A 23,321-nucleotide genomic window follows, 5' to 3' on the forward strand; every position below is an offset into this window, starting at 1 on the left:
CCCCGCCGCTCGACGGCGGGCGCGTCGCGGTCGGGCTGCTGCCACGCCCCCTCGCGCTGCCGCTGGCCCGGCTCGAGCCGTTCGGGATGCTGATCCTGATCGCCCTGCTGATCCTGCTGCCGCTCGCCGGCTCGCAGTTCGGTCTAAATCTTGATGTTATTTCAGCAATACTGCCAACGTTGACCGGTTATGTGATTCAGGCTGTTCTCTTCCTGACCGGCAATGCGTAGTTGAACAGCGACACCCGAACACAAGCCGAAGGGCCAGAGGCCGACTTGGTCAAAGCTGCCGATATGCTGATCGCGCGACGCGCGGACACCCGCGCCCGCGCCGATTTTGCCACCTGGAAAATGATGGCCAAGCTCAACGGGGCATCCGCGCTGCCCCCGGAGGCCCAGGAGTTCCTCACGAGCTACAAGAACCTGCTGGCGCAGATGAGCGAGGGCGAGGCCACGGAGGCCACCATCGGGGCAATCTACAAGGCCTACTATGCCGAGATGGGCGGCGCAGGCGCCGCGCCCGACGTCCGCACCCGCCCGCCCGAACCCGCGGCGGACAATGTTACCGCCTTCCGCCGTCCGGAACCGAAGCCGAAGAAGGCCAACTTCTTCGGGGCAAGTGCGACCGGCGGAACCCAGAAGCGCCCCCTGCCGGTGGCGCTGATCTTCGCCTGCCTGGTCGTCGTCTATGTCGGGATCCGGCTCTACTGGCGCTGAGCCGTCTTCTTCCTTTTCTTCTTGGCGTCCTCGGCTTTCGGCGGCGTGAAGATGATGTCGATGGTGCGCTCGAACCGGTCTTCCGTCAGCTCGGCAGCCGGCGGCGGGAAAGGATCGGACTTCCTGATCATCGAGACGGCGGCCGCGTCGTAAGCCTTGTCACCGGAGGAATCCAGGACATCGACCGACAGCACATTGCCCTTGCGGTTGAGGGCGAAGGTCACCTTGACCTTCTGATTGCTCGGCGTCTTGCCGTCGGGATTGACCTTGTTCTGCTCGATGCGCGCGGTGATCTGACGATTCCAGTCTTCTGTCAGCTTCCTGGTATCCTTGCCAATGCCGAGCACCGGCGCCGCGGCCTTCTCGCCTTCGGGCGCGTCCTCATCGAGTGACTGCCGCGCCGTGGCAACCGATTTCGGCGATGCTTCCGCGGCCGGAGTCTCGATCGCGGCGATCTTCGGATCCTCCTCCTGCGGCTTCTTCGAATTGTTCTCGGTGACCACGCGATCCGGATCCTCGACCTGCTGCGATTGATCCTTGGGAAGCTCCGACTCCTTGGTCTCGGCCTTCTGCTCGGGCAGCGCCTGCTGCTCCTGCATCGCTTCGCTGTCGGGACCCGGCGGCAGGTCGGTGTCGGGCGCATCGGGCGAGACGGCCGAGACGGCGTATTCCGCACCGGCGGCGCCCAGACCATCCCCGGAATCGTCCTCGCGCAAATGAGCCAGCGCCAGCGCCGCCCCGCCGAGATGGAGCGCCAGCGCCACCAGCGCCGCCGCCATCCAAAGCTTCCGGGATGGCCTGGTTTCGGTCTCGACCTCGGACATGGCGGGCCCTTAAGGCTTCGCGGCGCCGGCCGCCGGCGTTGCGGGGGCTTCCAATGCGACGAGCTTCACGCGCGTATAGCCGCCCTGGCGCAACAGCTCCATGACGCCCATCAGCTCGCCATAGGGCACCGAGCGATCGCCGCGCAGGAAAACGTATTTGTCCTTGCTCATCTCCGACAATCCGTCGAGCGTCGCAGCGAGGTCGGCACGCGTCACCGGATTTTCGCCGATTGCCAGCGTCAGATCGGACTTGATCGAGACATAGGTCGGCTTGTCCGGCTTCTTCTGCGGCGTCGCGCTCGAGGTCGGCAGATCGACCGGCAAGTCGACCGTGGAGAGCGGCGCTGCGACCATGAAGATGATCAGCAGCACCAGAATGACGTCGATGAACGGCGTGACGTTGATGTCATGCGTTTCCGAGAAATCGTCGTCGTCATCATTGTCAGCGAGCGAAACTGCCATGCTTCACTCCGCTGCGCGCGAATGCACGCTGCCGTGGCTGCGGTCGAGATCGCGCGAGAGCAGCCGTGCCGCCGCGCCCGAGGCGCGGCTGACGAGCTCGAGATAGCTCTTCGTCACGCGCGAGAAGTGATTGTAGATGATGACCGCGGGGATCGCGGCGACGAGGCCGATCGCGGTGGCGAGCAGCGCTTCTGCGATGCCGGGCGCGACCACCGCGAGGTTCGTGGTCTGCGACTTCGAGATGCCGATGAAGCTGTTCATGATGCCCCAGACCGTGCCGAACAGGCCGACGAAGGGTGACGTGGAGCCGATGGTCGCGAGCACGCCCATGCCGATGCGGATGCGACGGGCCTCCGCGCGCACGATCTCGGCAAAGCTCGAGGCCGCCCGCTCCTTGATGCCGGCATCGCTGGACAGGCCGGCCGACATCCGCGCCTCGCGCAGCGCCGCCGCAAGGAACGACGGCAGGATGCCCTCCCTGGCGCCGAGCGCCATCTGGGCTTCGGCGAGCGAGCGCGCCTCCGCGATCTTCTTCAGCGCCGAACGAAGCCTGGTCGAGGCGACGGACAGCTCGATCGACTTGGCGATAAGGACGGTCCAGGTCATCAGCGAGGCCAAAGCGAGCCCGATCATCACCGCCTTCACGATGACGTCCGCCGACATGAACATCACCCAGGGGGACAATTCCTTCATGCCCGGCACGCCAATGGACACCGCTTCGGACTTCGCCGCGGCGGCCGGGGTGGCCGCAGGTGCTCCTGGCGCGGCGACAGCTGGAGCCGGGCTGGCGGCGGGCGCCGGAGCCGCCGGGGGTTGTGTCTGGGCAGAAACAGGGGATGCGAGCCAGGCGGCCGCCAGCATCAGGGCGGCGGCAAGGCTTGCTTGGAAGGACATGATCTTCATACTTCGGCCCAGTAGCGAATGAGGTTGTGATAGATACCCGTCAATTTGACCGTTTCGGGATCGTCACGCCCGAGCCGTTCCACCAGCGCCTGTATCGCGGTGTCGAGGTCAAAGATCATGGTACGGGCTTGATCGTCCCGTATCATGCTCTGGAGCCAGAAGAAAGACGCAACCCGCGTTCCCCGGCTCACCGGGGTCACGAGATGCAGGCTCGTCGAGGGATAGAGCACGCAGTCGCCGGCTGGCAACTTGACTTCGTGCGAACCGTAGGTGTCCTCGATCACAAGTTCGCCACCGTCATATTCTTCCGGCTCGGCGAGGAACAGCGTGACCGACAGGTCTGTGCGGATGCGAAGACCGGTCAGGCGGTCGCCGCGGATCGCATTGTCGACATGCAGGCCGAAATGGTGGCCGCTGTCCGCGGCATAGCGGTTGAACAGCGGCGGGAAGATCTGGAGCGGAATTGCCGCCGCGATGAAGCGCGGGTTCGACGTCAGCGCCGAGATGATGCGGTTGCCGAGCTTGCGCGCGACCTCGCTGTCCGGCGGCAATTGCTCGTTGCGCTTGACCATCGCCGACTGCGAGCCGGCGGTGGAGCGCCCGTCCTCCCATTCGCTGGCGTCCATGATGCGGCGGAAATCCGCCACATCATCCTTGCTGAGAACGCCAGGCAGGCACGTCAACATGATCAGAACTTCGCCGTCGTCACGATGTAGAACGCCCGGCCCGGCGCGACCGCCACGAACGGCGTCGCACTGCGATAGAGCGTGTCGTAATAGAGCTTGTTGGTGAGGTTCTGCGCGTAGAACTTCATGGTCCAGTTCTTGTCGATCTTCTTCTCGACGAACGCATCGAAGCGCCAATAGCTCGGGATCAGCGTGCCGGTGTTGGCGCCGAAGGTGCCGCCATAGACCTTGGAGCGGAACACCGCTTGGCCGCCGACCTCCCAGTCGCCGTCGAACTTGTATTTGGTCAGGAGGCTGAACGACTGGTGGGCGACGTTGGCGAGCTGCAGGCCGACATTGCTCGGGATGTTGCTCTTGGTCACCTTCGACTCCATCAGCACGATGCCGCCGAACACGCTCCAGCGGTCGGTGAGCTTGCCGCTGGCCTCGATGTCGATGCCCTGGATCCGGTACGCCGCACCCGACGTAAGCTGACCCGCGGCGTTGGTCTCACGCGCGTTGTCCTTGGTGGTCTGGAACAGCGCGCCGCTCACCAGCAGGTGACGGTCCATCAGCTCCCATTTGGTGCCGATCTCGCCCGCCTTGTTCTTCTCCGGCCCGAGGATCGTGGTGCCGGTCGGCGGAGACGAGCCATAATCCGTACCGGTTGCGTCGAGCTCGGAACCGAACGGGTTGGTCGAGGTCGCATAGGCCGCATAGAGGCTGCCGATCGGAACGGGCTTGTAGACGATGCCGGCGTTGTAGTTGACGAAGTCCGAATTGACGCTGCTCGAAGCCGCGGCGATCGACGATCTCAGCGCGTAGTTGTCCCAGCGCACGCCACCATTCACGATGATGGTGTCTTCCCAGTTCGCGGTATCCATCGCGTAGACGGCACCGCTGTCGACGTTGTAATGGGTCGGATCGCCTGTGAGGACCGGATTGAACGGGCCGGAGCTGTAGGTATAGCCCGGCGAATACATGTTCTGAAGCGTCAGAGCACCGTTGCTGCTGAATCCGGATCCAAACGCTTCCGACGCAAGCCCGTTGTAGCGGCCGATTCCGATACGCTCGTTCGAGACCTCGAGCCCGGTCACCGCCGTGTGCTTGACCGGTCCCGTGTTGAACTTGAACGTCGCGTCTTCCTGGTTGGCGATGACGTCGACCCACTGGTTGCGGCTCTGCGCGCTCGCGGTGATGGTCCACTTGGTCGGATCGGAACTGGTCGTGATGGGCGACTGCGGCAATGTGCCGATATATTCCAGCGTCGACTGCTCCATGCGGGTGCGGCTGGTCAGGGTGATGTTGTTGGTCGGCTTGTACTCGGCCGTGAGCGTGCCGAAATCCTGACGCGCAGTCTGGAAGTCGCGATTGAGGATGCCGTACCAGGTCCCGCGCGGAATGCCCGCTTCGGTGGCCGGCACGTTGCCCTGCTTGTAATAGGGCACGCCGAAATCCGGATAGCCGCTAAGATCGGTATGCACGTAATTCGTGGTGATCTTGAAGTCGTTGGTCGGGGCGTATTTGGTCGAGATGAAAGTACCCCAGCGATTGTCGGTCACGTAATTGCGGCCGGCGACATTGGCGTCCTGGAACAGGCCGCCGACGCGCACCGAGAAGGTCGGGTCGATGACCTGGTTGACGTCGATCGTGACGCGCTTGGTCATGTCGGTGCCGAACGTCGTCTCGGCGTTCTGGAAGTTGCGATCGGTCGCCTGCTTGGTGACGATGTTGATCGCACCGCCCGCGGTGCCGCGGCCGGCATAGGACGAGGCCGGCCCGCGTAAAATCTCGAGCTGCTCGGTGAAGAAGTTCTCGCGGATGGAGACCGCGGGATCGCGGATGCCGTCGATGAAGACGTCGTTGCGCGCATCGAAGCCGCGGATGAAGAAGCGGTCGCCGAACGCGTTGCCACCTTCGCCCGAACCGAGCGTCACGCCGGCGGTCGAGCGGCCGATCTCCCTCAGCGTCGTGGCGTTCTTGTCGGCCAGCACTTCCTTGCTGAGCACGGTGATGGTCTTGGGCGTGTTCAGAAGCGGCTCGGGAAACTTGCCCGAGGCCTGGACGCGATCGACCTTGTAGGGAGCGGTCGCATCCGCATAGGGATTGGCGTCGGCGGGGCCGGACGGCGTCGTGGGGGCGGACTGCTGGGCCTGCTGGCGCTGCGCGGCGCGGCGAAGCGCATTGCGGGCACGGACCTGCTCCGGCGTCGGCTTCGAGGCCGCCGGACGCGGACGCTGGACCGGAGCATCGACGGTCACCGGCGGCAGGTTCGACTGCTGCGCCTCTGCGCCCGACACGGACGCAACCGCAATCAGGCTAGCGACTGCCGAGACCTTCTTGCCGGAAATTCCCGTGGATTTGTCATCCGTCGGATTGAACGCTGCGACCGAACGCAACGACTTCGGTGCGACCACCTGCCCCATTACCAAACGCCCCATCTTCTTGTTCGCTCGTTCACTTCGACGAACGATTGGGTGTTGGTATCGGCCGCAAAATAGCGGGTCAATGCGCGCGAGCCGCGAGAACCCCGGAATACGTCCAGTTCAAAACGATTCTAAATCGTACATTGAAATCGTTCTAAACCGCAGTCTGGACTCATTCTAAAATGAGCGCGGAAACACCGTGAAATCCTGCTTCACCTGAACACCGTCAATCGCTGCTCGGTGGCTTCATCAACGAGAACAATTCATCGACGGTTTTCTGCGCCACCGCGCGCACGCGATCGGTGTCGTCCATACCGGCGATGTTGACACCACCAACGACCGCTTTGATCTCGTCGCGAAAGTCGGTGAGAAAGCGCAAGGGATCGCGCTGCTCGTTGGCGACGCGCGCGATCAATCCCGTGATCAGAATCTGACACGCGATCAGCTTGCCGTTCAGCTCGTCCATCCTGCGCTCCCGTTGTGGCGGGGCCGATATGACCGATGCTGATTTTCCTGACAACCGAAACGCGCCCGCGCGATTTAGAACCGTTCTCGCAAACCACAAATCCCGCGGCTCCCCATGGCGCGATGAGCCGACCTTTCTCTGGCCGCGCCGCGCTCCGCCCACACCGGTTACGGGTGTTGCCTAATTTTTGCACCCTGATCGTTCGGCACGGGAAAATGCAGCACTGCACACCGCCGCGCCAGATGGCTGCCTAGGCAGTGCAAAGCTTTCCAATTGTTTAGGATTCTCAGCCGATAGTGCTGTTTACACTGGAACTTGGCGTGTATTATACAAGCGCGCTGGAACCCTATGATTGCCCCGCAATTCGTAGTTTTGGGCATGCGAGCCAACGAGCCGATATGAAAAAATCACGGCCGATTCTCTGGATTCTCATGATCGCGGCCGTGGCCTCCGCGGGTTACTATGGTTGGCAGAAATACGGCTCGCCGGATGCCGGAAAAGCCCAGACCGCCCAAAAGGGCCCGCCCCGCGCGCCCGCCGTTCCCGTCAGTGTGGCACCGGTCCAGAAGGTCGACTTCCCGGTCTACCTGACCGGCCTCGGTACGGTTCAGGGCTTCAACACCGTACAAGTCCGGACCCGGGTCGACGGCCAGATCGACAAGATCGCCTTCACTGAAGGCCAGATCGTCAGGGAAGGCGAGCTCCTGGCCTCGATCGATCCCCGTCCCTATCAAGCCACGCTCGACCAGGCCAAGGCCAAGAAAGCGCAGGACGAGGCGAACGTGGCCAATGCCAATCTCGAGCTTCAGCGTGCCATGAAGCTCGGCGAATTCGCCACCGCGCAACGGGTCGATACGCAGCGCTCGACCGTCGCCCAGCTCAACGCCCAGATCGCCGCCGACGAAGCCGCGATTTCGAACGCCCAGACCCAGCTCGACTACACGCAGATCAAGGCGCCGATCACAGGCGTCGCCGGCCTGCGCCTGGTCGACATCGGCAACATCGTCACCGCTTCCACGCAGACGGGAATCGTCACGATCTCGCAGGTGGAGCCGATCGCGGTGATCTTCACCGCGCCGGAGGATCAGCTTCCCTATATCGCCGAGGGCCAAAAGGCCGGCGCGTTGAAGGTGATCGCGTTCAGCACCGACGGCAAGAAGACGCTGGCCGAGGGCAAGCTGGCCGTCATCAACAATCAGGTCGACACGACCAGCGGGACCATCCGCCTCAAGGCGGTGTTCGACAACAAGGACCACGCGCTGTGGCCGGGCCAGTCGGTTTCGACGCGGCTTCTGGTGCGGACGCTGAAGGATGCGACCGTGGTTCCGGATGACGCGGTCCAGCATTCGACCAACGGCCTCTACGCCTATACCGTCAATCAGGACAACAAGGCCGAAGTGCACAAGATCAAGGTCAGCTACGCCATCGACGGACGTTCCGTCATCGATGAAGGGCTGAGCCCGGGTCAACAGGTGATCACCGGCGGTCAATTCAAGGTGCAGCCCGGAAGCCTCGTCTCGACGGCGGTGGCAAGCTCCGATCCGGCCCAGAACAAGGTACGACAGGAATGACCGAGGGCGGGATTTCGGCACCTTTTATCCGTTATCCCATCGGCACCTCGCTGCTGATGGCCGGCATCCTCTTCGTCGGTCTCGTCGCCTATCCCCTGCTGCCGGTCGCGCCGCTGCCGCAGGTGGACTTCCCGACCATCCAGATCACCGCCAACCTGCCGGGCGGCAGCCCCGAGACGATGGCCTCGTCGGTGGCCCAGCCGCTGGAGCGCCAGTTCGCCCAGATTCCCGGCATCGCCCAGATGACCTCGACGAGTTATCTCGGCACCGCGTCGATCACCATCCAGTTCGACCTCAACCGCAGCATCGACGGCGCCGCCAACGACGTGCAGGGCGCCATCAACGCCGCCAGCGGTCAGTTGCCGAAGAACCTGCCCTCGCCGCCCACCTACCGCAAGGTCAACCCGGCCGACGCGCCGATCCTGCTGTTGTCGGCGACGTCGGAAACGATGCCGCTCACCAGCGTCAGCGACGCGGTCGACGCCCAGCTCGCCCAGCAGATCAGCCAGCTCTCCGGCGTCGCGCAGGTCTTCATCGGCGGCCAGCAAAAGCCGTCCATCCGCATTCAGATCGACCCGGCCAAGCTCGTCGCCAAGGGCCTGTCGATGGAGGATGTGCGCAGCCAGATCGCGATCACGACGGTCGACAGTCCGAAGGGCAACATCGACGGACCCAAGCGCGCTTATACGATCTACGCCAACGACCAGCTCACCCAGTCCAAGGACTGGAACGACGTCATCATCGCCTATCGCAACGGCGGTCCCTTGCGCATCCGCGACATCGGCCAGGCCGTCAGCGGCGCCGAGGACGCCAAGCAGGCGGCATGGGCCAACGGCAAGCGCGGCGTGTTCCTGGTGATCTTCAAGCAGCCAGGCGCCAACGTCATCGAGACCGTCGACCGGATCAAGGCAACCCTGCCCCGGCTGGTCGCGGCGATCCCGCCCGCAATCAAGATCGAGGTCATCAGCGACCGCACCACGACGATCCGCGCCGCGGTCGAGGACGTCCAGTTCACCCTGCTCCTGACCATCGCGCTCGTGGTCATGGTCATCTTCGTCTTCCTGCGCAGCTTCTGGGCGACGGTCATCCCCACCATCACGGTTCCGCTGGCGCTGCTCGGCGCGTGCGCCCTGATGTGGGTCTGGGGCTATTCGCTCGACAATCTGTCGCTGATGGCCCTCACGATCGCGGTCGGCTTCGTCGTCGACGACGCCATCGTGATGCTCGAGAACATCACGCGCTATATCGAGGAAGGCGAATCGCCGATGGCGGCGGCCTTCCGGGGCTCCAAGGAAATCGGCTTCACCATCATCTCGATCAGTATCTCACTGGTCGCCGTGCTGATCCCTCTGCTGCTGATGGGCGGCATCATCGGCCGCCTGTTCCGCGAATTCGCAGTCGTGCTGGCGATGACGATCTTCGTGTCCATGTTCGTGTCGCTGACGCTGACCCCGATGATGGCCTCGCGCTTCCTGCGCGCCCATGGCGAGGTGAATCACGGCCGGTTCTACCAGTGGAGCGAGCGCGGCTTCGACGCGATGCTGCGCGGCTACGAACATGTGCTCGACCTCGCGCTGGCCTGGCGCCGCACCACGCTCGTGATCTTCTTCGCCACGCTCGCCCTGTCGGTCTATTTGTTCGTCCTGATCCCGAAGGGCTTCTTCCCGCAGCAGGACGTCGGCCTGATCACCGCGACCTCGGAAGCCTCCCAGGACATCTCGTTCGCCGAGATGCAGCGCCGCCAGGTCGAGCTCGGCAAGATCGTGATGGAAGATCACGACATCGCGTCGGTGGCGATGAACATCGGCGGCAGCGGCCGTGCCGGCAACAACGGCAACATGTTCATCACGCTGAAGCCGCGCGACGAGCGCGACGCCTCCGCGCAGCAGATCATCGCCCGGCTGCGTCCCAAGCTCGAGAAGGTGTCCGGCGCCCGCCTCTACATGCAGGCGGCCCAGGACGTCCGGCTCGGCGGCCGGCCGACGCGCACGCAGTTCGAATTCACCTTGCAGGACGCCGATCTCACCGAGCTCAACGACTGGGCACCGAAGATTCTGGCCAAGATGCAGACGCTGCCGCAGCTGCGCGACGTCGCCACCGACCAGCAGACGCAGGGCACTACGGTCCAGCTCAAGATCAACCGCGACACCGCCTCGCGCTACGGCATCCAGCCGCAGGTGATCGACGACACGCTGTACGATGCGTTCGGCCAAAGGCAGGTCACGCAATATTTCACGCAGCTCAACACCTACAAGGTCATCCTCGAGATCCTGCCGGAGCTGCAGGGCAACCTCGACAGCCTGAACAAGCTCTACGTGAAATCGCCGCTGACCGGCGACCAGGTGCCGCTGTCGACCTTCGCGACCTGGAGCACCGATCCGGTCCGCCCGCTCTCGATCAGCCACCAGGGCCAGTTCCCGGCGATCACGATCAGCTTCAACCTCGCGCAAGGCGTCGCACTCGGGCAGGCCACCGAGGCCGTGCAGAAGGCGATGGCCGATCTCGGCGCACCGCCGACGCTGAACTCGAGCTTCCAGGGCACCGCGCAGGCGTTCCAGCAGTCGCTCGGCACCGTGCCGCTGCTGATCCTCGCCGCCCTCGTCGTGGTCTATCTGATCCTCGGCATCCTCTATGAGAGCTACATCCATCCGATCACGATTCTGTCGACCCTGCCCTCGGCGGGCGTCGGCGCGCTCGCGATCCTGATGGCGGCCGGCTTCGAGTTCAGCTTGATCGCGCTGATCGGCGTCATCCTGCTGATCGGCATCGTGAAGAAGAACGGCATCATGATGGTGGACTTCGCGATCGCCGCCGAGCGCGACCACCACAAGACGCCGGAGGAATCGATCCGCCAGGCCGCGCTGCTGCGCTTCCGGCCGATCATGATGACGACGATGGCGGCGCTGCTCGGCGGCGTGCCGCTGATGCTCGGCCACGGCACCGGCGCCGAGATCCGCCAGCCGCTCGGCTACGCCATGGTCGGCGGCCTGATCGTCAGCCAGGCGCTGACGCTGTTCACGACGCCCGTCGTCTATCTCTATCTCGACAAGCTCAACAACTGGTTCTCCGACTGGGGCCGTTCGGATGACGGCGAAGGCCACGAGACACCCGAGCACAGGACCGTCAAGCAAGCCGCCGAGTGAACTTGCGCCGCGGCTCCCGCGACGCTACAGCGAAGCCTTCGGTTCACGCCAACGCGGTTTCGCCATGCCCATGCAATCCAGACTTGCCGCCCTCGCCGCCGCGCTCCTGTTGTCGACAGGGGCCGCGTATGCCCAGCAGGGCGCCAAGAAGAACGCCGCTCCCCCTGCTCCGGCCGCGCAGCCCGCGCCAGCTCCGACGCAGCCGCAGGCTGACGGCGCACAGCAGGCCGGCTGGGTCGTGCGTTGCACCAGCGTCAGCCGCGATGCCCCGCTCGAATGCGCGATGGAGCAGAACGCGGTGCTGACCAAGACCGGCCAGACCGTCGTCCTGATCAACATCCGCATCGCGCCCGACACCCGCACGCCGGTGGCGCTGCTTCAGCTGCCGCTGGGCCTCAACCTGCCCGTCGGCGCAAAGCTCCAGGTCGACGAGGGCAAGACGGTCGATCTCCAGATCCAGACCTGCGAGAACCGCGGCTGTTATGCCTCGACGCCGATCGCCGCTGACCTGCTGGCCGCCTTGCGCGCGGGCAAGCAGCTGAAGGTCTCCTTCCAGAACATGGCCAAGGAGACCATCGCGATCCCGATGCCGCTCGGCGATTTCGCGGCCGCCTACGACAAGATCAAGTAAGGCTGCTCCCGCCTCCTCCTGGAGTGCACGCCTCTCACCTCGTCATTGCCGCGCCATTTGCGCATTGCCGACGGCATCGCCGTCGAGCTTCTGGTCGCTGTGCATGGTGACGGTGACGCGCAGCAGCCGGCCTTCGAATTCGAACGGCGCCTCGTAATGCGACACGGGGCTGCCGCGGTCGCGGCCGATGTCGAGGCCGGACCAGGAGATCAGCGTGTGGAAGCCGAGCTGGGTCTGCAGCGATCCCGCCTTCTCGCCATCGATCAGCAGCGTGTATTGGGTGACGCCGGTGCGCGAGCCCTTTGCCGGCGGCTCCTTGCGCAGGAGACGTTCGACATGAACCCCGAGCCGCCGCGCGCTCGACGCCACTTTCCGGTCCGAGCGCACGATCTGGTGGCTGCCACCGATGTTGAGGTCGTGCACGAGGTGGCCATCCCTGACATAGAGGCTGTAGCCTGACGTCGCATCGCCGTGCGAGATCAGCACGCCATCGGCACCCGCTTCGTCGATCTCGACATGCGCCTCGATCGTGTAGCTGCGGCTGCGCACGTCGGGTGCAACGTCGGTCGGCACGTGGCCCATGCCGGCATGGAAGACGAAATGGTGGCGCGCTCCGTGGAAGCGCGCGGCGTTCTCCGCAAAGCGCGGCCCGAAGCGGTCGTCGAGCGGCAGCACATTGTGCTTCTCGGCCTCCGCCCACCACGCTGCGATCATCCGCGCAAGACGCTCCGGCTCCCTCGCGGCGAGATCATCGGTCTCGGAGAAGTCCTGGTCGAGATGGAACAGCTCCCACCTATCGTTCTCGAACGGCGTGCCCGACGGATGGAACGCGACCGCCTTCCATCCGGCCTGCCAGAGGCCGCGATGGCCGAACATCTCGAAATATTGCGGCGAGCTCTTCGAGGGCGCGGACGCATCGGTGATCGAGCGCGCGAAACTCTCGCCTTCCAGCGGCATCTGCGGGCAGCCCGCGATCGTTGGGGGCGCCTCGATCCCGATCAGTTCCAGCAGCGTCGGCGTGAGATCGCAGGCATGCACGAACTGGTGCCGCAGCTCGCCCTTCGCCGCGATCCGCTTCGGCCAGTTGACGACAAAGGGATCGCGGATGCCGCCGCCATGGGTATTTTGTTTGTAGCGGCGCAGCGGCGTGTTCGAGGCCATCGCCCAGCCATGCGGGAAATTGCTGTGGGTGTCGGGTCCGCCGATGTCGTCGATGCGGGCGAGTTTTTCGGCGATCGGCTCCGGCTTGAAATTGAAGGGCCCCATCGCGTTGACGAAGCCGAGCGGCCCGCCCTCCTGGCTCGCGCCATTGTCCGACATCACGATGATCACGGTGTTGTCGCGGATGCCGGCGGTCTCCAGAAACGCGACGAGGCGCGCCAGATGCCGGTCGGAATGATCGAGCATGCCGGCAAAGGCGGCCTGCAGGCGCGTGAAGACGCGGCGCTCGTGGGCCGAATGCTCCTCCCAGGCCTTCACGCCGTCGTTGCGCGGCGGCATTCGCGTTGCCTCAGGCACCAGCCCCATCGCCTTCTGGCGCGACAGCCGTTGCTCGCGCTCGACGTCCCAGCCGTGCGCGAAGGCGGCGTCGTAACTCCGGATGATATCCATCGGTGCCTGGTGCGGCGCATGGCAGGCACCGAGCGCGACCCAGGTGAGCCAGGGAATGTCGGGCCGGTCGGCCTGATGGTCGCCGATGAAGCGGATCGACTGGTCGATCAGATCCTCGGTCAGATGATAGCCGTCGGCGTAAGTCCCAGGTGGATCGACATGCGTGTTGTCCGAGACGAGCTCCGGTGCATATTGATCGGTCTCGGCGTCGAGGAAGCCGTAGAACCGGTCAAAACCGCGGCCGAGCGGCCAGCCGTCGAACGGACCGGTGGCGCCGCTCTCGGTCAGCGGCGTGACGTGCCATTTGCCGACCATGTAATTGCGATAGCCGTGCATACGCAGCATCTCGGCGAGCGTCCCCGCCTCGCGCGCGATCTTGCCGCGATAGCCGGGGTAGCCTGAATCGAAATTGGCAAGGCATCCGACGCCGACGGAATGATGGTTGCGCCCGGTGAGCAGCGCAGCCCGCGTCGTCGAGCACATCGCGGTGGTGTGGAAACCGGAGTAGCGCAGGCCCTCCGCGGCGAGCCGATCGATGGTCGGCGTCCTGATCGCCGAGCCGTAGCAGCCGAAATCGGAGAAGCCGACGTCGTCGAACAGCACGACCAGGATGTTCGGCGCGCCCTCGGGCGGCCGCGGCGCCTCCGGCCACCAGGGTTTCGAATCCGCAACCGTCTTGCCGACGGTGCCGCGGAACGGCGTGCCGCTGCCTGCGCTCATCTGCTCCTCCCTGTTTACTGCCGGTGAAAGGCCACGATTGACCCGCGTCCCGTCTCGGCCTAAATTATAATCAGAATTATGATTATGATCTTGAGCGGATGCAAGCACGGATGCGGCCATCGCCCGGAGAGTCCCAGCCTCGCGATTTCGACCTGCCGGGCGTAGCCCCGTCGCGGCAGAAGCGCAGCCGGGAAACGACACTGGCCCTGCTCCGCGCCGGCGCGGACATGCTGCGCTCGCGCAGCCTTGCCGAGCTCTCGATCGAGGCCCTCTGCACCGAGGTCGGCGCCACCGTCGGCGCCTTCTACAGCCGCTTCGAGAGCAAGGACGCCTATTTCAACGCGCTGACGGCGCTGGCCGCGCGCGACGGCGAGCAGCGGCTCGGCGACATCAGGCGACCGTCACCGGACACTGGCCTCGACAAGCTCTGCCACATCATCGTCGGCGGCATCATCGTCTGGATGCGAAGCCATGAGGGCGTGCTGCGCGCCGCGCTTCAGCACGACGACACCCGCCCGGACAAATGGACGCCGTTCAAGGCGCTCGCAAAGGCGACCACGGAGCGCGCCACGCCTCTCCTGCTGCCGGCCATGGGCAAGGGCCGCAAGGCCGCAAAGACCCGCACCATCGCTTTCGGCTTTCAGGTCGTGCTGGGCACGCTGGTGAACGCGATCCTCAACGATCCCGGACCGCTGCCGCTCCGGTCGAAGGAGATGGAGACGCGGCTGGCCGGTTGCCTGTTGCTGCTGCTTGAGGCCGAGCTATGACGGTCCCAAAGAATCTGCTTCGCCTCGTCCCCGAGCGCCACGGCGCTTCGAGCTTTCGGCGGCGTCGGTCCAGGTTTTTGGGATCAGGGAGCTTTTTTCGAGTCTGGCTGGGGAACCTGGATTCGAACCAAGACAAACAGAGTCAGAGTCTGTTGTGCTACCGTTACACCATTCCCCAACGGAATAGCCGAACAAATTCAATGACTTACTGACTTGTCCGACTGCGGCCGGAAGCGCGTTGGCGCAAATCACGGCTCAGGCGTGGCTGCGTTCTACCCGCTCGCATCTGAGCTGGCAAGCGCTGCGGTGGATGGGTCCCCATCAACCGTTGACGGGGACCGGGACGCCACCGGCGCGAGCATTCCGCTAATGCGGACGTCCAATGTTGACGACAATCTCGCCCTTGCAAGTTGCGATCATGACCTGACCGTATTCATCCTGCGGCGGGCTCTCCTCGTAGCGGAGCGGGATCGTCGTGATCTCCTCCTGCGCCGTGCCGGCCGGTCGCTCGGCGTCCACGTCGAGGATCAGGATCTTCGGATTGATACCCTGCGGCGAGCGCTTGGTCAGCCGGGCCTGCCAGCCATTGGTCGGCACCCGCACGTCGCCGACCATGACGAGCCTGGGCGGCGCGCCCGGCGCCCGGTCGATCCAGGCCTTGAAGGTGTTTCTCAGCAGGACAGTCATGACGCGTCCCTCCTGTGCCAAGTTGCGTTCACCACGTCGCATTTGCCAAATCACGCGATCCCTCGGTCGCGGGCGAAACATAGGCGAGCCGGGCGAAGCTGATCGTGAATGGCCCGTGAATGCGGTGCGCGCGATCCGCCCGCCCCGCCACGCTCGCGTCCGGGATCGGACCGGCGGATCGAAGCGCCTGTCCGTGTGCAGGATCGATTCACGTTCAAATCACGGTGTTGAAAATAATGTCGCTCATGATTTTGGGAGGTCAAAGATGGGCAGACATGGTGGCGGCTTCTCCATCGCTCGGGAGCAACTCGGCGGCGACACGAACTCCGACGCAACGCTGGCGGGGACCGGCGATCGCGAATTATCGGCCCGGCTAGGGGCCGATGCAGCTCGGGCGCGAGCATCCGCCCCGTCCGAGCGAGGCATTTCGGGCTTCCGGCACTTCCTGTCCGAGCTCGATACGTTGCCGCTGGACAAACGCTTCAAGGTCGACGGCGACGATCCGCTCAAATCGGACGCGAGCAAGGAGCGCCTGCGGAGCCTGATGGACCGCCTGGCCAAGCGCATGCGCGTTCCCCCGGTGTGGGAGGGCGGCCAGGGTCCGCTGGAGAACAGCGACATTCCGGCCGGATATACCTATCTCCTCCAGCTCGTCGCACACGACCTCGTCCAGACGTCATTCCCGATATCGGAGCTCGAAAATACCGCAACCGGCGTGCGCAACGATCGGGCCTACCGTTTGAAGCTGGATACGATCTACGGCGGCGGCCCCGAAGTGTGCCCGTTTGCCTATGAGGCAAGACCGAAATCGTCCCGCTCGAAACTGCGTCTGGGCAGCGGGACCAGCAGCGCGGACCAGGTCGAGATGACGCCGAAAGGCCGCGACATCGCGCGTGTTGCCTGCCCGTGGGATCCGAACAGTCAGCCGCACCGGCTGACCGAGGTTCTGATCGCCGACCAGCGCAACGACGATCATGCCATCCTGTCGCAGCTCACGACCCTGTTTCACCATCTGCACAACGGTCTGCTGGCAAGGCTCTCCCCGCCCCCCGGGGGCACGACCGAGTCCGAAGCCGTTGCCATCGACAAGGCGTTTCTCTGCGCGCGCGGCGCGGCCACGCTCATCTATCGCAACATCATACGCCGCGATTTGCTGAAGAGAATCCTGAACCGCGACGTCTACGCCAGGTACAATGTGGACCGGCCTCACTTCCTGAGCGTTTCCTCCACGCGGCAACCGTATCGCGGCTCGCTGATCCCGCTGGAGTTCACGCACGCCGCGTTCCGCTTCGGCCACGCGATGGTCCGCGACAGTTACAGGATCAACCCCACCAACGCGTTCCCGCTCGGAGAGGTCCTGCGGACGACGTCCAATTCCGCCCCGAACAATATGCCGCTGCCGCGGAAATGGATCGCAAGCTGGTCGCACTTCTTCGACGTGCCGGGCAAGCCGCAACCCCAGCCCAGCATGCGCATCGGCCCCCATTTCAGCGGACAGCTGCACGACAGGTCGCTGTTTCCGCCGATCTCCCCCGACGGCGCATGGGGGCTCGCATACAAGGACCTGATGAGTGCCGGGTTCGTCGGCCTGTGGTCGGTGGACAGCCTCGTCGAGGAAATCCGCTCGCGGCAGCCTTCCCTGATCGGCCGCGATCGATTGCTCGAAGATCGCAGCTATCGTGTCGGACGGTTGCGCACCTGGCTGGAGCAGAATCGCGGCGATCTGACCGACGCCGATATCGAGACCCTGGCGAATGACCCGCCTCTGCCCTTCTACATTCTATTCGAAGCAGCCGCAGGGCCTGACGATCCGGCCAAGCAGGGCAAGACGCTGGGCGTGCTCGGATCGATCATCGTGGCGGAGGTCATCTTCGGTGCGATGCTCGAAGACGGAATACCGGCCGGCTCCTGGTCGAGCAGCCTCGGAGAATCGCTGTCCCGCCTTTCGACGCGCATCTACGCCGCCAACCGCCTCGCTTTCGTGCCGGAGATCGAGAATATGGGCGACCTGGTCCTCTTCATCGCCGATATCGCCAACCTGCAAGACGCTGATCCGACTTTTCTCTGACAGCCGGCAATTCCGCCGGTCGCAAACCAAGGGAGATCGCAATGCAAACCGAGATGTTCGACATCGTGAACTATGATGTGTGGGGTGACCTCGTGAAGAAATGGGCTCGCGACGCCAAGACGCGTCCGGCCACCATCGCGGAATTCGAGCAACAGCTCGACCAGGCCGGCGTCATGGCGAAATTTCCCCAACCGTTCACCGAGATTGTTTTCATCCAGCCCGATTACAGGAGCGGCACGCTGCTCATCAAGCTGCCGGATGCCTCCGTGCTCGCCGAGACCGAAAAGGAATTGATGGGCTCGGCCAACTACCCGCTCCCGCTGTTCTACACGGACGACATGAAGGACAGCAATCTGGAGAACGACACCCCCGCCGGCAGGCTGCTGTTTCATTCCAAGCGCGTCGGCGAGTACACTATCAAGTTCTGCGGATAAACGGACGCGTGCTCACCACGCGTGATGCCTGAAGTCGACAACCGGGACGCCTGCGCCGCCGATGCCGTCGCGCAGGCGCTCCCAATCCTCACGACGGGCAATGGGATGGGCATGGAGGAACCAGAGCGCGATCTCCCGGTCGGTCGGCGGCTTGCCGAACCATATCGCGCGGATGCCGTCGAGGAACTTCCTGGCCTCGAGGCGCGCCTCGTCCGTCCTTCCGAGATGAAACAGCGCGGCGGTCTTCCAGCCCGGAAGCGTCTTCGCGACGTTGTTGGCGCGATCGATCCCCTCGATCGCTTCCAGGTAATTTCCTCGCATGAATTGAAGCACGGCACGATAGGGCCAATGCAGCGGCGGCGGTGCCCAGAACACCTTGAGAGCTTCCGCCACGAGTTCATTGCCGCGCTCGAAATTGCCGCAAAAGCCCTGACAGGAAGCCCCGGACAGCAGCGTCCAGGGATCGTTGCCGTTGAGTTCGCATGCGAGGTCGATATGGGCGCTGGCTTCCGAATATTGCATCAGCATCGCCTGCGACCAGCCGAGGCAGAGCTGGGCCCGGGAATCGACGGGATCGAGCTGGACCGCCGTCCTTGCAAGCTCAAGCGTGGACCGCGCTTTCGTCAGGTCGCGGAACAAGCCGGGAAAGACGAAATGCTCGGTGTTGTTCATTTGAACGAGTGCACTGTAGCTCGGCGAGAAGTTCGGCGCGACGGCGATCGCATCGGTCAGAAGCGCTATCGACTCGCGCCAGTGTTCGGCGCTGAAGCTCCCGAAGCTCGCCTGCGCGCGAAGCCAGCGGTCATAGATGTCCAGAGACACGTCCGGCGCCGTCGCCACGCGCGTCAATCGCTCGGTCGACAGATAGACGTTCACCGACAGCGCGGTGCGCTGAACGATCCTCTGCTGCACCTGGAACCAGTTCTCGAGCTTCAGCTCGAACGTATCGCTCCAGATATAGACGCCGGTATTCGTCTCGCGCAGGGTCAACACCATGCTGATCGTGTCACCGGCCTGATAGGCGGTCGCAGCGATGCTGTAGCGCGACGCTCCCGCACGCTCTCCCGACGCCAGCGGCTGCTCCGCCGTGCCGTCCCCGACATACCACTCGCGGAATTTGGTCAGGCAGGCGATGAAGTGATGGCGAAAACCCGTCACGAGGTGGACGCGGTCCGCGCTGACGCCGTTCATGCTGAACGGATCGACCAGGATCGCGATCTTGGCCGCCGTTCGGGATGATGTTGGCGATGGTCTCGGCGCCTCGGCGCCAGCCGACGCCTGCGCGCCGTCCCGCTGCACTGGACCGACCTCAACGGATGTGACTTCGTCCTCGAACTGGCCGTTCTTGATGTCGGCGATCAATTGCTGCGTCTTGACCGAAGGCTCCATCCCGTATTCTTCGTCGAGGATGTTCCACAAGGTCTTGTAGGCACGGAGCGCGCCGGACAGGTCGCCCTCTTCCGCGCGCGTCTGCATCGCATAGCGGCACGCTTCCTCGTGGGTCGCGTCGAGGCTCAGGATCGCCTCGGCCAGCCCTCGCCGGTTCGCCGCGGGAAGCCCGACATTCCTGAGGCCGGCCTCGAGGGCCCGCAAGATGCGGTCATGGAAGGTCTGCCGCTTGGCGAGAAGCCAGACGCGGAACGACGGGTCGATGTCGTCGAGGCCCGCGAGCAGGGTCTCCATCAGGCCGGGCGCGCTCATCAGCAGCGGATGCGCATGCTGGGCTTCAGCCTCGCGCACGGCGTCGAGCAGATCGACGTGAATCCGCTGGCGCTCCATTTCGACGAGCATCTTCTCGATCTGAAATCCGTCGTATCCCGCCTCCAGGAACGTTTCCCGCAACTCATGGAGGACCTGACGAAGCGATGCACGCGCCTTGTACTCGTCGGACTCGCTCCACAGCAGCCCAACCAGACGCTCGCGCGTCTCCTGGTGGCGGTCCGTCAATGCCAGGTAGCCGAGAACCGCCCGCGACTTCCGGCTCTTGATCCGTATCTCCCGCCCCGCGAACGCGACGGAGAGACCGCCAAAAACAGAAATCGTCAGGCTTTCGCGCGGCTTGGGATTTCCACCATCCCTTGCTGGGGATTTCGAGAGAGGTGCTCGAGCGTTCACTTTCGATCCGCCCCGATAAACCGCACTTACGAATAGAAGCAACTATAACAAACTAATCCCACGTGTATAGGCATCGCCCCCTCCGGTCCGGCGGCGCGCGGACAGGAGGCGTTCGCTCGCGACTTCGGACGGCTCCATCTGGAGCGCGGGCGCGGCGACCCGCACGACGGAAATTCCGAATATGGGACGGGTCAGGTCGATGGCGAACGTCTCGATGCCCCTGGCCGACAGTCTCCCGACCAGGGCGTCGAGCTGCCGCGCCGGCGTGTCCGGGCCAAGCTCGGAGACAGAACGGCCCGGCGCGACCGGATGCAGCAGCTCGCAACTCGCCGCATCGATCAGCGTGCTGCGGGCGACGTGGCGATGATCATATTCATTCAGCGCCGCATCGCCTCCCTCCTGCCGCTTTTGCTCCACTACGGCATAGGCCAACTCCATCTGGCACATCTCCATCAGCGCGGAGCCGACCGCATGTTCGACGCTCGGACGGGCCGCCAGCCCGCAGGCGAAGCCGCGTCCATCGGCGCGGCAGGACATCGCCACGATGCAGGGAACGTCCATGTCGGTGGTGATGTCGAGGAGCCAGGTCATCCTCGTCGTGACGCCGCGGCGCGCCTGTGCCACCAGAGCCGCGGCGGCCGCCACCGCCTGCCCTTCGAGCACGACCAGCCGCCCACGAATGCCGCCGCGCCACCACAGACTGGCGGCATCCCTCTCGATCAGTTCCAGCATCCCGTGCAATGCCGCCGCCTCGAACGAGGGGCCGGCCGCGCAGCCCGAGCTCAGACTGAAGGGCGGCGCGAGCGCACTCCGTTCAGGCGTTCGCCGCAGGCACAAATCCGCGGGAAACGGCACCGACCGGCCGCTCGAGAGCTGCGTCGCGTCGATCCAGTCGACGACGCCATGCGCCGACAATCGCATGAATTCGGCAAGGACCGCCCGGGAGGCGGGATCGAACGCGGCAAGACCATCTTCGATCGCGCCTCCCCGAAGCCGATCCAGCGCAGTCTCGAACTGCGAGAGATACTCGACCCCTTCCCCGACACATGACTCGAACGCCTGGCGAAGCGACAGGCCGGCACCGGACGCACTCGAACGAGCCTGGTGCGCGAAGGTGGAATCGACACCGGCCGCGCTGATGTCCGCGCCGAAGAACGAGACTCCCGGCGCATCACGCGAGGCCAGCTGGAAGACGTCGGAAAATCTGGCGGCCGCCTGGAGCAACGCAATGCGATTCCGCGTTTGCCGCGGCTCCGCCGCGCCCGGCGGCAGGTATTCGAGCTTCTCGAGAATGGTTTCGAGGTCGCGGTCGCGGCCATATGAAGATGGGCCCGCCAGATATGCGGCCAACCGCTCGAACTGACTGGTTGCGTTCGATGCGTCCATCGGTCGAGTTCCACACCCCGGCAGGGTACTGGTTCGATCGCCAGCATGCCACCAACGCCCTGCAAAAGGTCAAGGAAATCGTGCGATTTCCCTGCAACCGTGCGAATTCACGCTGGCTTCACGCCCCTGCATGATGATCCGGACCGATCGCGATGGTTTAGATGGCCGGTATGTGGAAAAATGGTTTTGTCATTGCAATGGCTGCGGAATTCTCTTTCGCGGCCTATCACCGACCGATTTCGATCCGACGCAAGACCCGACGATGGATCATCGTATCGCGCTGCGGTCCGGGCTCGGAATTCATCACGATCGCAAGTGCGGCCGGCAGGGTCGAGCCGCACGCAGACGCCCCGATCGGCCTGGCGCCGATCAACACGGCCGTCGGCATTCTCCTGTCGCAAACCGCAGAGGATCTCACCTTCCTGATGGTTCGGCAGCCGCCGACCCATTTCCCGATCGCCGGGGCATTTCTCCCGACCGATGGCTACTGTCGGATTTTCGAGTCACAGGGGTCGTTTCGGCTGCGGAGCGAAGGACGCCACGCACATGGCGCCAGACGCCCCGATAGCCACGTCCGCAGCGACTTGCCGGATCCCGCGCCCAACGCGCGGCGCGCGCTGGGCTGGCACATCGAGGCTGTCAAGCACAATTGGGTCGGCGAGTTCATCAGTTGAGGAACGAGCGGCGTTGCGAATCCCGCTCCAGCGTCCCGGCGCCTCGCGTTGAGACGTCGCCGGGCGGGCCGACCGGCCCCTACTCCAGCTTGATGTTCGCGGCTTCGATCACCTTCTTCCACCGCGCGGTCTCGGCGGCGATGTAGGCCTTGAACGGCTCCGAATCCACGGCGACCGCGGTCGCACCGAGCTCGGCCATCTTCTGCACCGTCTCCGGCTGCTGCATGAAGGCGCGGATCTCGGCCGAGAGCCTTTCGACGATCGGCTTCGGCGTGCCCGCAGGCACGAAGAAGCCGTGCCAGGCGACGGCCTCGAAGCCCGGCAGGAATTCGGCCACGGCGGGGACTTGCGGATCGAAGTCGGCCCGCTTCGGCGTTGCGGTCGCCAGCATTGCGAGCTGGCCGGTCTTCACCTGCGGCAGCAGCAGCGGCACGTTGTCGAAGGCGAGATCGATCTGGCCGCTGAGCAGGTCCGTCAGCATCTGGCTCGAGCCCTTGTAGGGTACGTGCACCATCCTGGTGCCGGTCATCTGCTGGAACAACTCGCCGGCCAGATGCTGCGAGGTGCCGACGCCGGCCGAGCCGAACGAGACCTTGTCCGGGTTCGCCTTCAGATAGGCGATCAGCTCCGGCACGGTGCGCGCCGTGATCTTGTTGGGGTTGACGACGAGCACGTTGGGCACGACGCTGATCTGCGCGACCGGCGTCAGATCCCTGTCCGGCTGATAGCTGAGCTTCGGGCCATAGAGCGACGGGTTGATCGCGAGCGCGGAGGTGCTGGCAAGGCCGAGCGTAGTGCCGTCAGGCGCCGATTTCGCCAGCCGTGTCACGCCGAGGATCGAGCCGGCGCCGCCGACATTCTCGACCACAAACGGTTTGCCGAGCTTCATCTGCAACTGGTTCGAGACCATGCGCGCAAAGATGTCGGCGGTGCCGCCGGCGGCGAAGGGAACGATCACCGTCACCTGCTTGGACGGATAGCCGTCCTGCGCCTTCGCCGGCGACGTCGCCAGCAGCACTGCCGACACAAGACCAAGCCAGATCGATCTCATC

At 64.5% G+C, this 23,321-nt stretch carries 19 protein-coding genes, 1 tRNA gene and 1 pseudogene; 9 read left to right on the forward strand and 12 right to left on the reverse strand.

Annotation, left to right across the window (positions count from 1 at the left end; all coding sequences use genetic code 11):
* Positions 1-230, forward strand: a pseudogene (locus PMI42_RS19540) (site-2 protease family protein); the annotation flags it as partial.
* 63 nt (positions 231-293) lie between these two features.
* Positions 294-716, forward strand: coding sequence for a hypothetical protein (locus PMI42_RS19545; protein WP_035966141.1), 423 nt, complete (start codon positions 294-296; stop codon positions 714-716).
* Here the strand turns inward: PMI42_RS19545 and PMI42_RS19550 are convergent.
* The 6 genes from PMI42_RS19550 to PMI42_RS19575 form a co-directional block, all read right to left on the reverse strand.
* The gene (locus PMI42_RS19550; protein WP_008137251.1) at positions 704-1,540 is read right to left on the reverse strand and encodes a TonB family protein; all 837 of its coding nucleotides are present in this window, start codon (positions 1,538-1,540) and stop codon (positions 704-706) included. The two genes, PMI42_RS19545 and PMI42_RS19550, sit on opposite strands and share 13 nt — an antisense overlap.
* A gap of 9 nt (positions 1,541-1,549) precedes the next feature.
* On the reverse strand, positions 1,550-2,002 hold the full coding sequence (exbD, locus tag PMI42_RS19555; protein WP_008137253.1) for a TonB system transport protein ExbD: 453 nt from the start codon (positions 2,000-2,002) through the stop codon (positions 1,550-1,552).
* Between the two features lie 3 nt (positions 2,003-2,005).
* Positions 2,006-2,905 carry a tonB-system energizer ExbB gene (exbB, locus tag PMI42_RS19560; RefSeq protein WP_008137255.1) on the reverse strand — a complete coding sequence of 300 codons (900 nt, stop codon included), beginning with the start codon at positions 2,903-2,905 and terminating at the stop codon, positions 2,006-2,008.
* Positions 2,902-3,591 (reverse strand): Fe2+-dependent dioxygenase, encoded by a 690-nt coding sequence (locus tag PMI42_RS19565; protein WP_008137256.1) that lies wholly within the window; start codon positions 3,589-3,591, stop codon positions 2,902-2,904. The genes exbB and PMI42_RS19565 overlap by 4 nt, the downstream gene beginning before the upstream one ends.
* Positions 3,592-3,593: 2 nt before the next feature.
* Positions 3,594-5,996: a TonB-dependent receptor domain-containing protein gene (locus tag PMI42_RS19570; RefSeq protein WP_157195783.1), complete on the reverse strand. Its 2,403-nt coding sequence runs from the start codon at positions 5,994-5,996 to the stop codon at positions 3,594-3,596.
* A 226-nt stretch (positions 5,997-6,222) separates the two neighbouring features.
* Positions 6,223-6,462 (reverse strand): hypothetical protein, encoded by a 240-nt coding sequence (locus tag PMI42_RS19575; protein WP_008137259.1) that lies wholly within the window; start codon positions 6,460-6,462, stop codon positions 6,223-6,225.
* Between the two features lie 398 nt (positions 6,463-6,860).
* Here PMI42_RS19575 and PMI42_RS19580 point away from each other — a divergent pair, with 398 nt between their 5' ends.
* From PMI42_RS19580 to PMI42_RS19590, 3 genes are all read left to right on the forward strand, one after another.
* On the forward strand, positions 6,861-8,033 hold the full coding sequence (locus PMI42_RS19580; RefSeq protein WP_035966144.1) for an efflux RND transporter periplasmic adaptor subunit: 1,173 nt from the start codon (positions 6,861-6,863) through the stop codon (positions 8,031-8,033).
* Complete coding sequence (locus tag PMI42_RS19585) at positions 8,030-11,176, forward strand: multidrug efflux RND transporter permease subunit (RefSeq protein ID WP_008137261.1); 3,147 nt, start codon at positions 8,030-8,032, stop codon at positions 11,174-11,176. The genes PMI42_RS19580 and PMI42_RS19585 overlap by 4 nt, the downstream gene beginning before the upstream one ends.
* A gap of 64 nt (positions 11,177-11,240) precedes the next feature.
* Positions 11,241-11,807 (forward strand): invasion associated locus B family protein, encoded by a 567-nt coding sequence (locus PMI42_RS19590; RefSeq protein WP_035966146.1) that lies wholly within the window; start codon positions 11,241-11,243, stop codon positions 11,805-11,807.
* A gap of 42 nt (positions 11,808-11,849) precedes the next feature.
* Here PMI42_RS19590 and PMI42_RS19595 read toward each other — a convergent pair whose 3' ends face one another.
* Positions 11,850-14,138: an arylsulfatase gene (locus PMI42_RS19595; protein ID WP_008137263.1), complete on the reverse strand. Its 2,289-nt coding sequence runs from the start codon at positions 14,136-14,138 to the stop codon at positions 11,850-11,852.
* A 110-nt stretch (positions 14,139-14,248) separates the two neighbouring features.
* Here PMI42_RS19595 and PMI42_RS19600 point away from each other — a divergent pair, with 110 nt between their 5' ends.
* Positions 14,249-14,905 (forward strand): TetR/AcrR family transcriptional regulator, encoded by a 657-nt coding sequence (locus PMI42_RS19600; RefSeq protein ID WP_008137264.1) that lies wholly within the window; start codon positions 14,249-14,251, stop codon positions 14,903-14,905.
* A 104-nt stretch (positions 14,906-15,009) separates the two neighbouring features.
* Here PMI42_RS19600 and PMI42_RS19605 read toward each other — a convergent pair.
* Positions 15,010-15,083 (reverse strand) — tRNA-Gln (locus PMI42_RS19605).
* A 188-nt stretch (positions 15,084-15,271) separates the two neighbouring features.
* The gene (locus tag PMI42_RS19610; protein WP_008137267.1) at positions 15,272-15,592 is read right to left on the reverse strand and encodes a hypothetical protein; all 321 of its coding nucleotides are present in this window, start codon (positions 15,590-15,592) and stop codon (positions 15,272-15,274) included.
* Between the two features lie 115 nt (positions 15,593-15,707).
* Between PMI42_RS19610 and PMI42_RS19615 the strand changes: the two genes are divergently transcribed.
* Entirely contained in the window at positions 15,708-17,660 is a 1,953-nt protein-coding gene (locus PMI42_RS19615) for a peroxidase family protein (RefSeq protein ID WP_157195782.1), read from the forward strand.
* A 41-nt stretch (positions 17,661-17,701) separates the two neighbouring features.
* On the forward strand, positions 17,702-18,094 hold the full coding sequence (locus PMI42_RS19620; RefSeq protein ID WP_008137272.1) for a hypothetical protein: 393 nt from the start codon (positions 17,702-17,704) through the stop codon (positions 18,092-18,094).
* Between the two features lie 12 nt (positions 18,095-18,106).
* Here PMI42_RS19620 and PMI42_RS19625 read toward each other — a convergent pair whose 3' ends face one another.
* Together PMI42_RS19625 and PMI42_RS19630 are read right to left on the reverse strand one after the other, a co-directional pair.
* A complete protein-coding gene (locus PMI42_RS19625) occupies positions 18,107-20,041 on the reverse strand; it encodes an AfsR/SARP family transcriptional regulator (RefSeq protein WP_035966150.1) in 1,935 nt (644 codons plus the stop codon).
* Between the two features lie 210 nt (positions 20,042-20,251).
* A complete protein-coding gene (locus tag PMI42_RS19630) occupies positions 20,252-21,595 on the reverse strand; it encodes a YcaO-like family protein (protein ID WP_008137277.1) in 1,344 nt (447 codons plus the stop codon).
* Positions 21,596-21,756: 161 nt separating this feature from the next.
* Here PMI42_RS19630 and PMI42_RS19635 point away from each other — a divergent pair, with 161 nt between their 5' ends.
* Positions 21,757-22,269, forward strand: a complete 513-nt coding sequence (locus PMI42_RS19635) for a hypothetical protein (protein ID WP_008137280.1) — start codon at positions 21,757-21,759, stop codon at positions 22,267-22,269.
* A 79-nt stretch (positions 22,270-22,348) separates the two neighbouring features.
* Here the strand turns inward: PMI42_RS19635 and PMI42_RS19640 are convergent, their stop codons facing one another.
* Positions 22,349-23,320 (reverse strand): Bug family tripartite tricarboxylate transporter substrate binding protein, encoded by a 972-nt coding sequence (locus PMI42_RS19640; protein WP_008137281.1) that lies wholly within the window; start codon positions 23,318-23,320, stop codon positions 22,349-22,351.
* Position 23,321: the final 1 nt, after the last annotated feature.

The sequence above is a fragment of the Bradyrhizobium sp. YR681 genome (assembly GCF_000282615.1).
Taxonomy (GTDB): Bacteria; Pseudomonadota; Alphaproteobacteria; order Rhizobiales; family Xanthobacteraceae; genus Bradyrhizobium.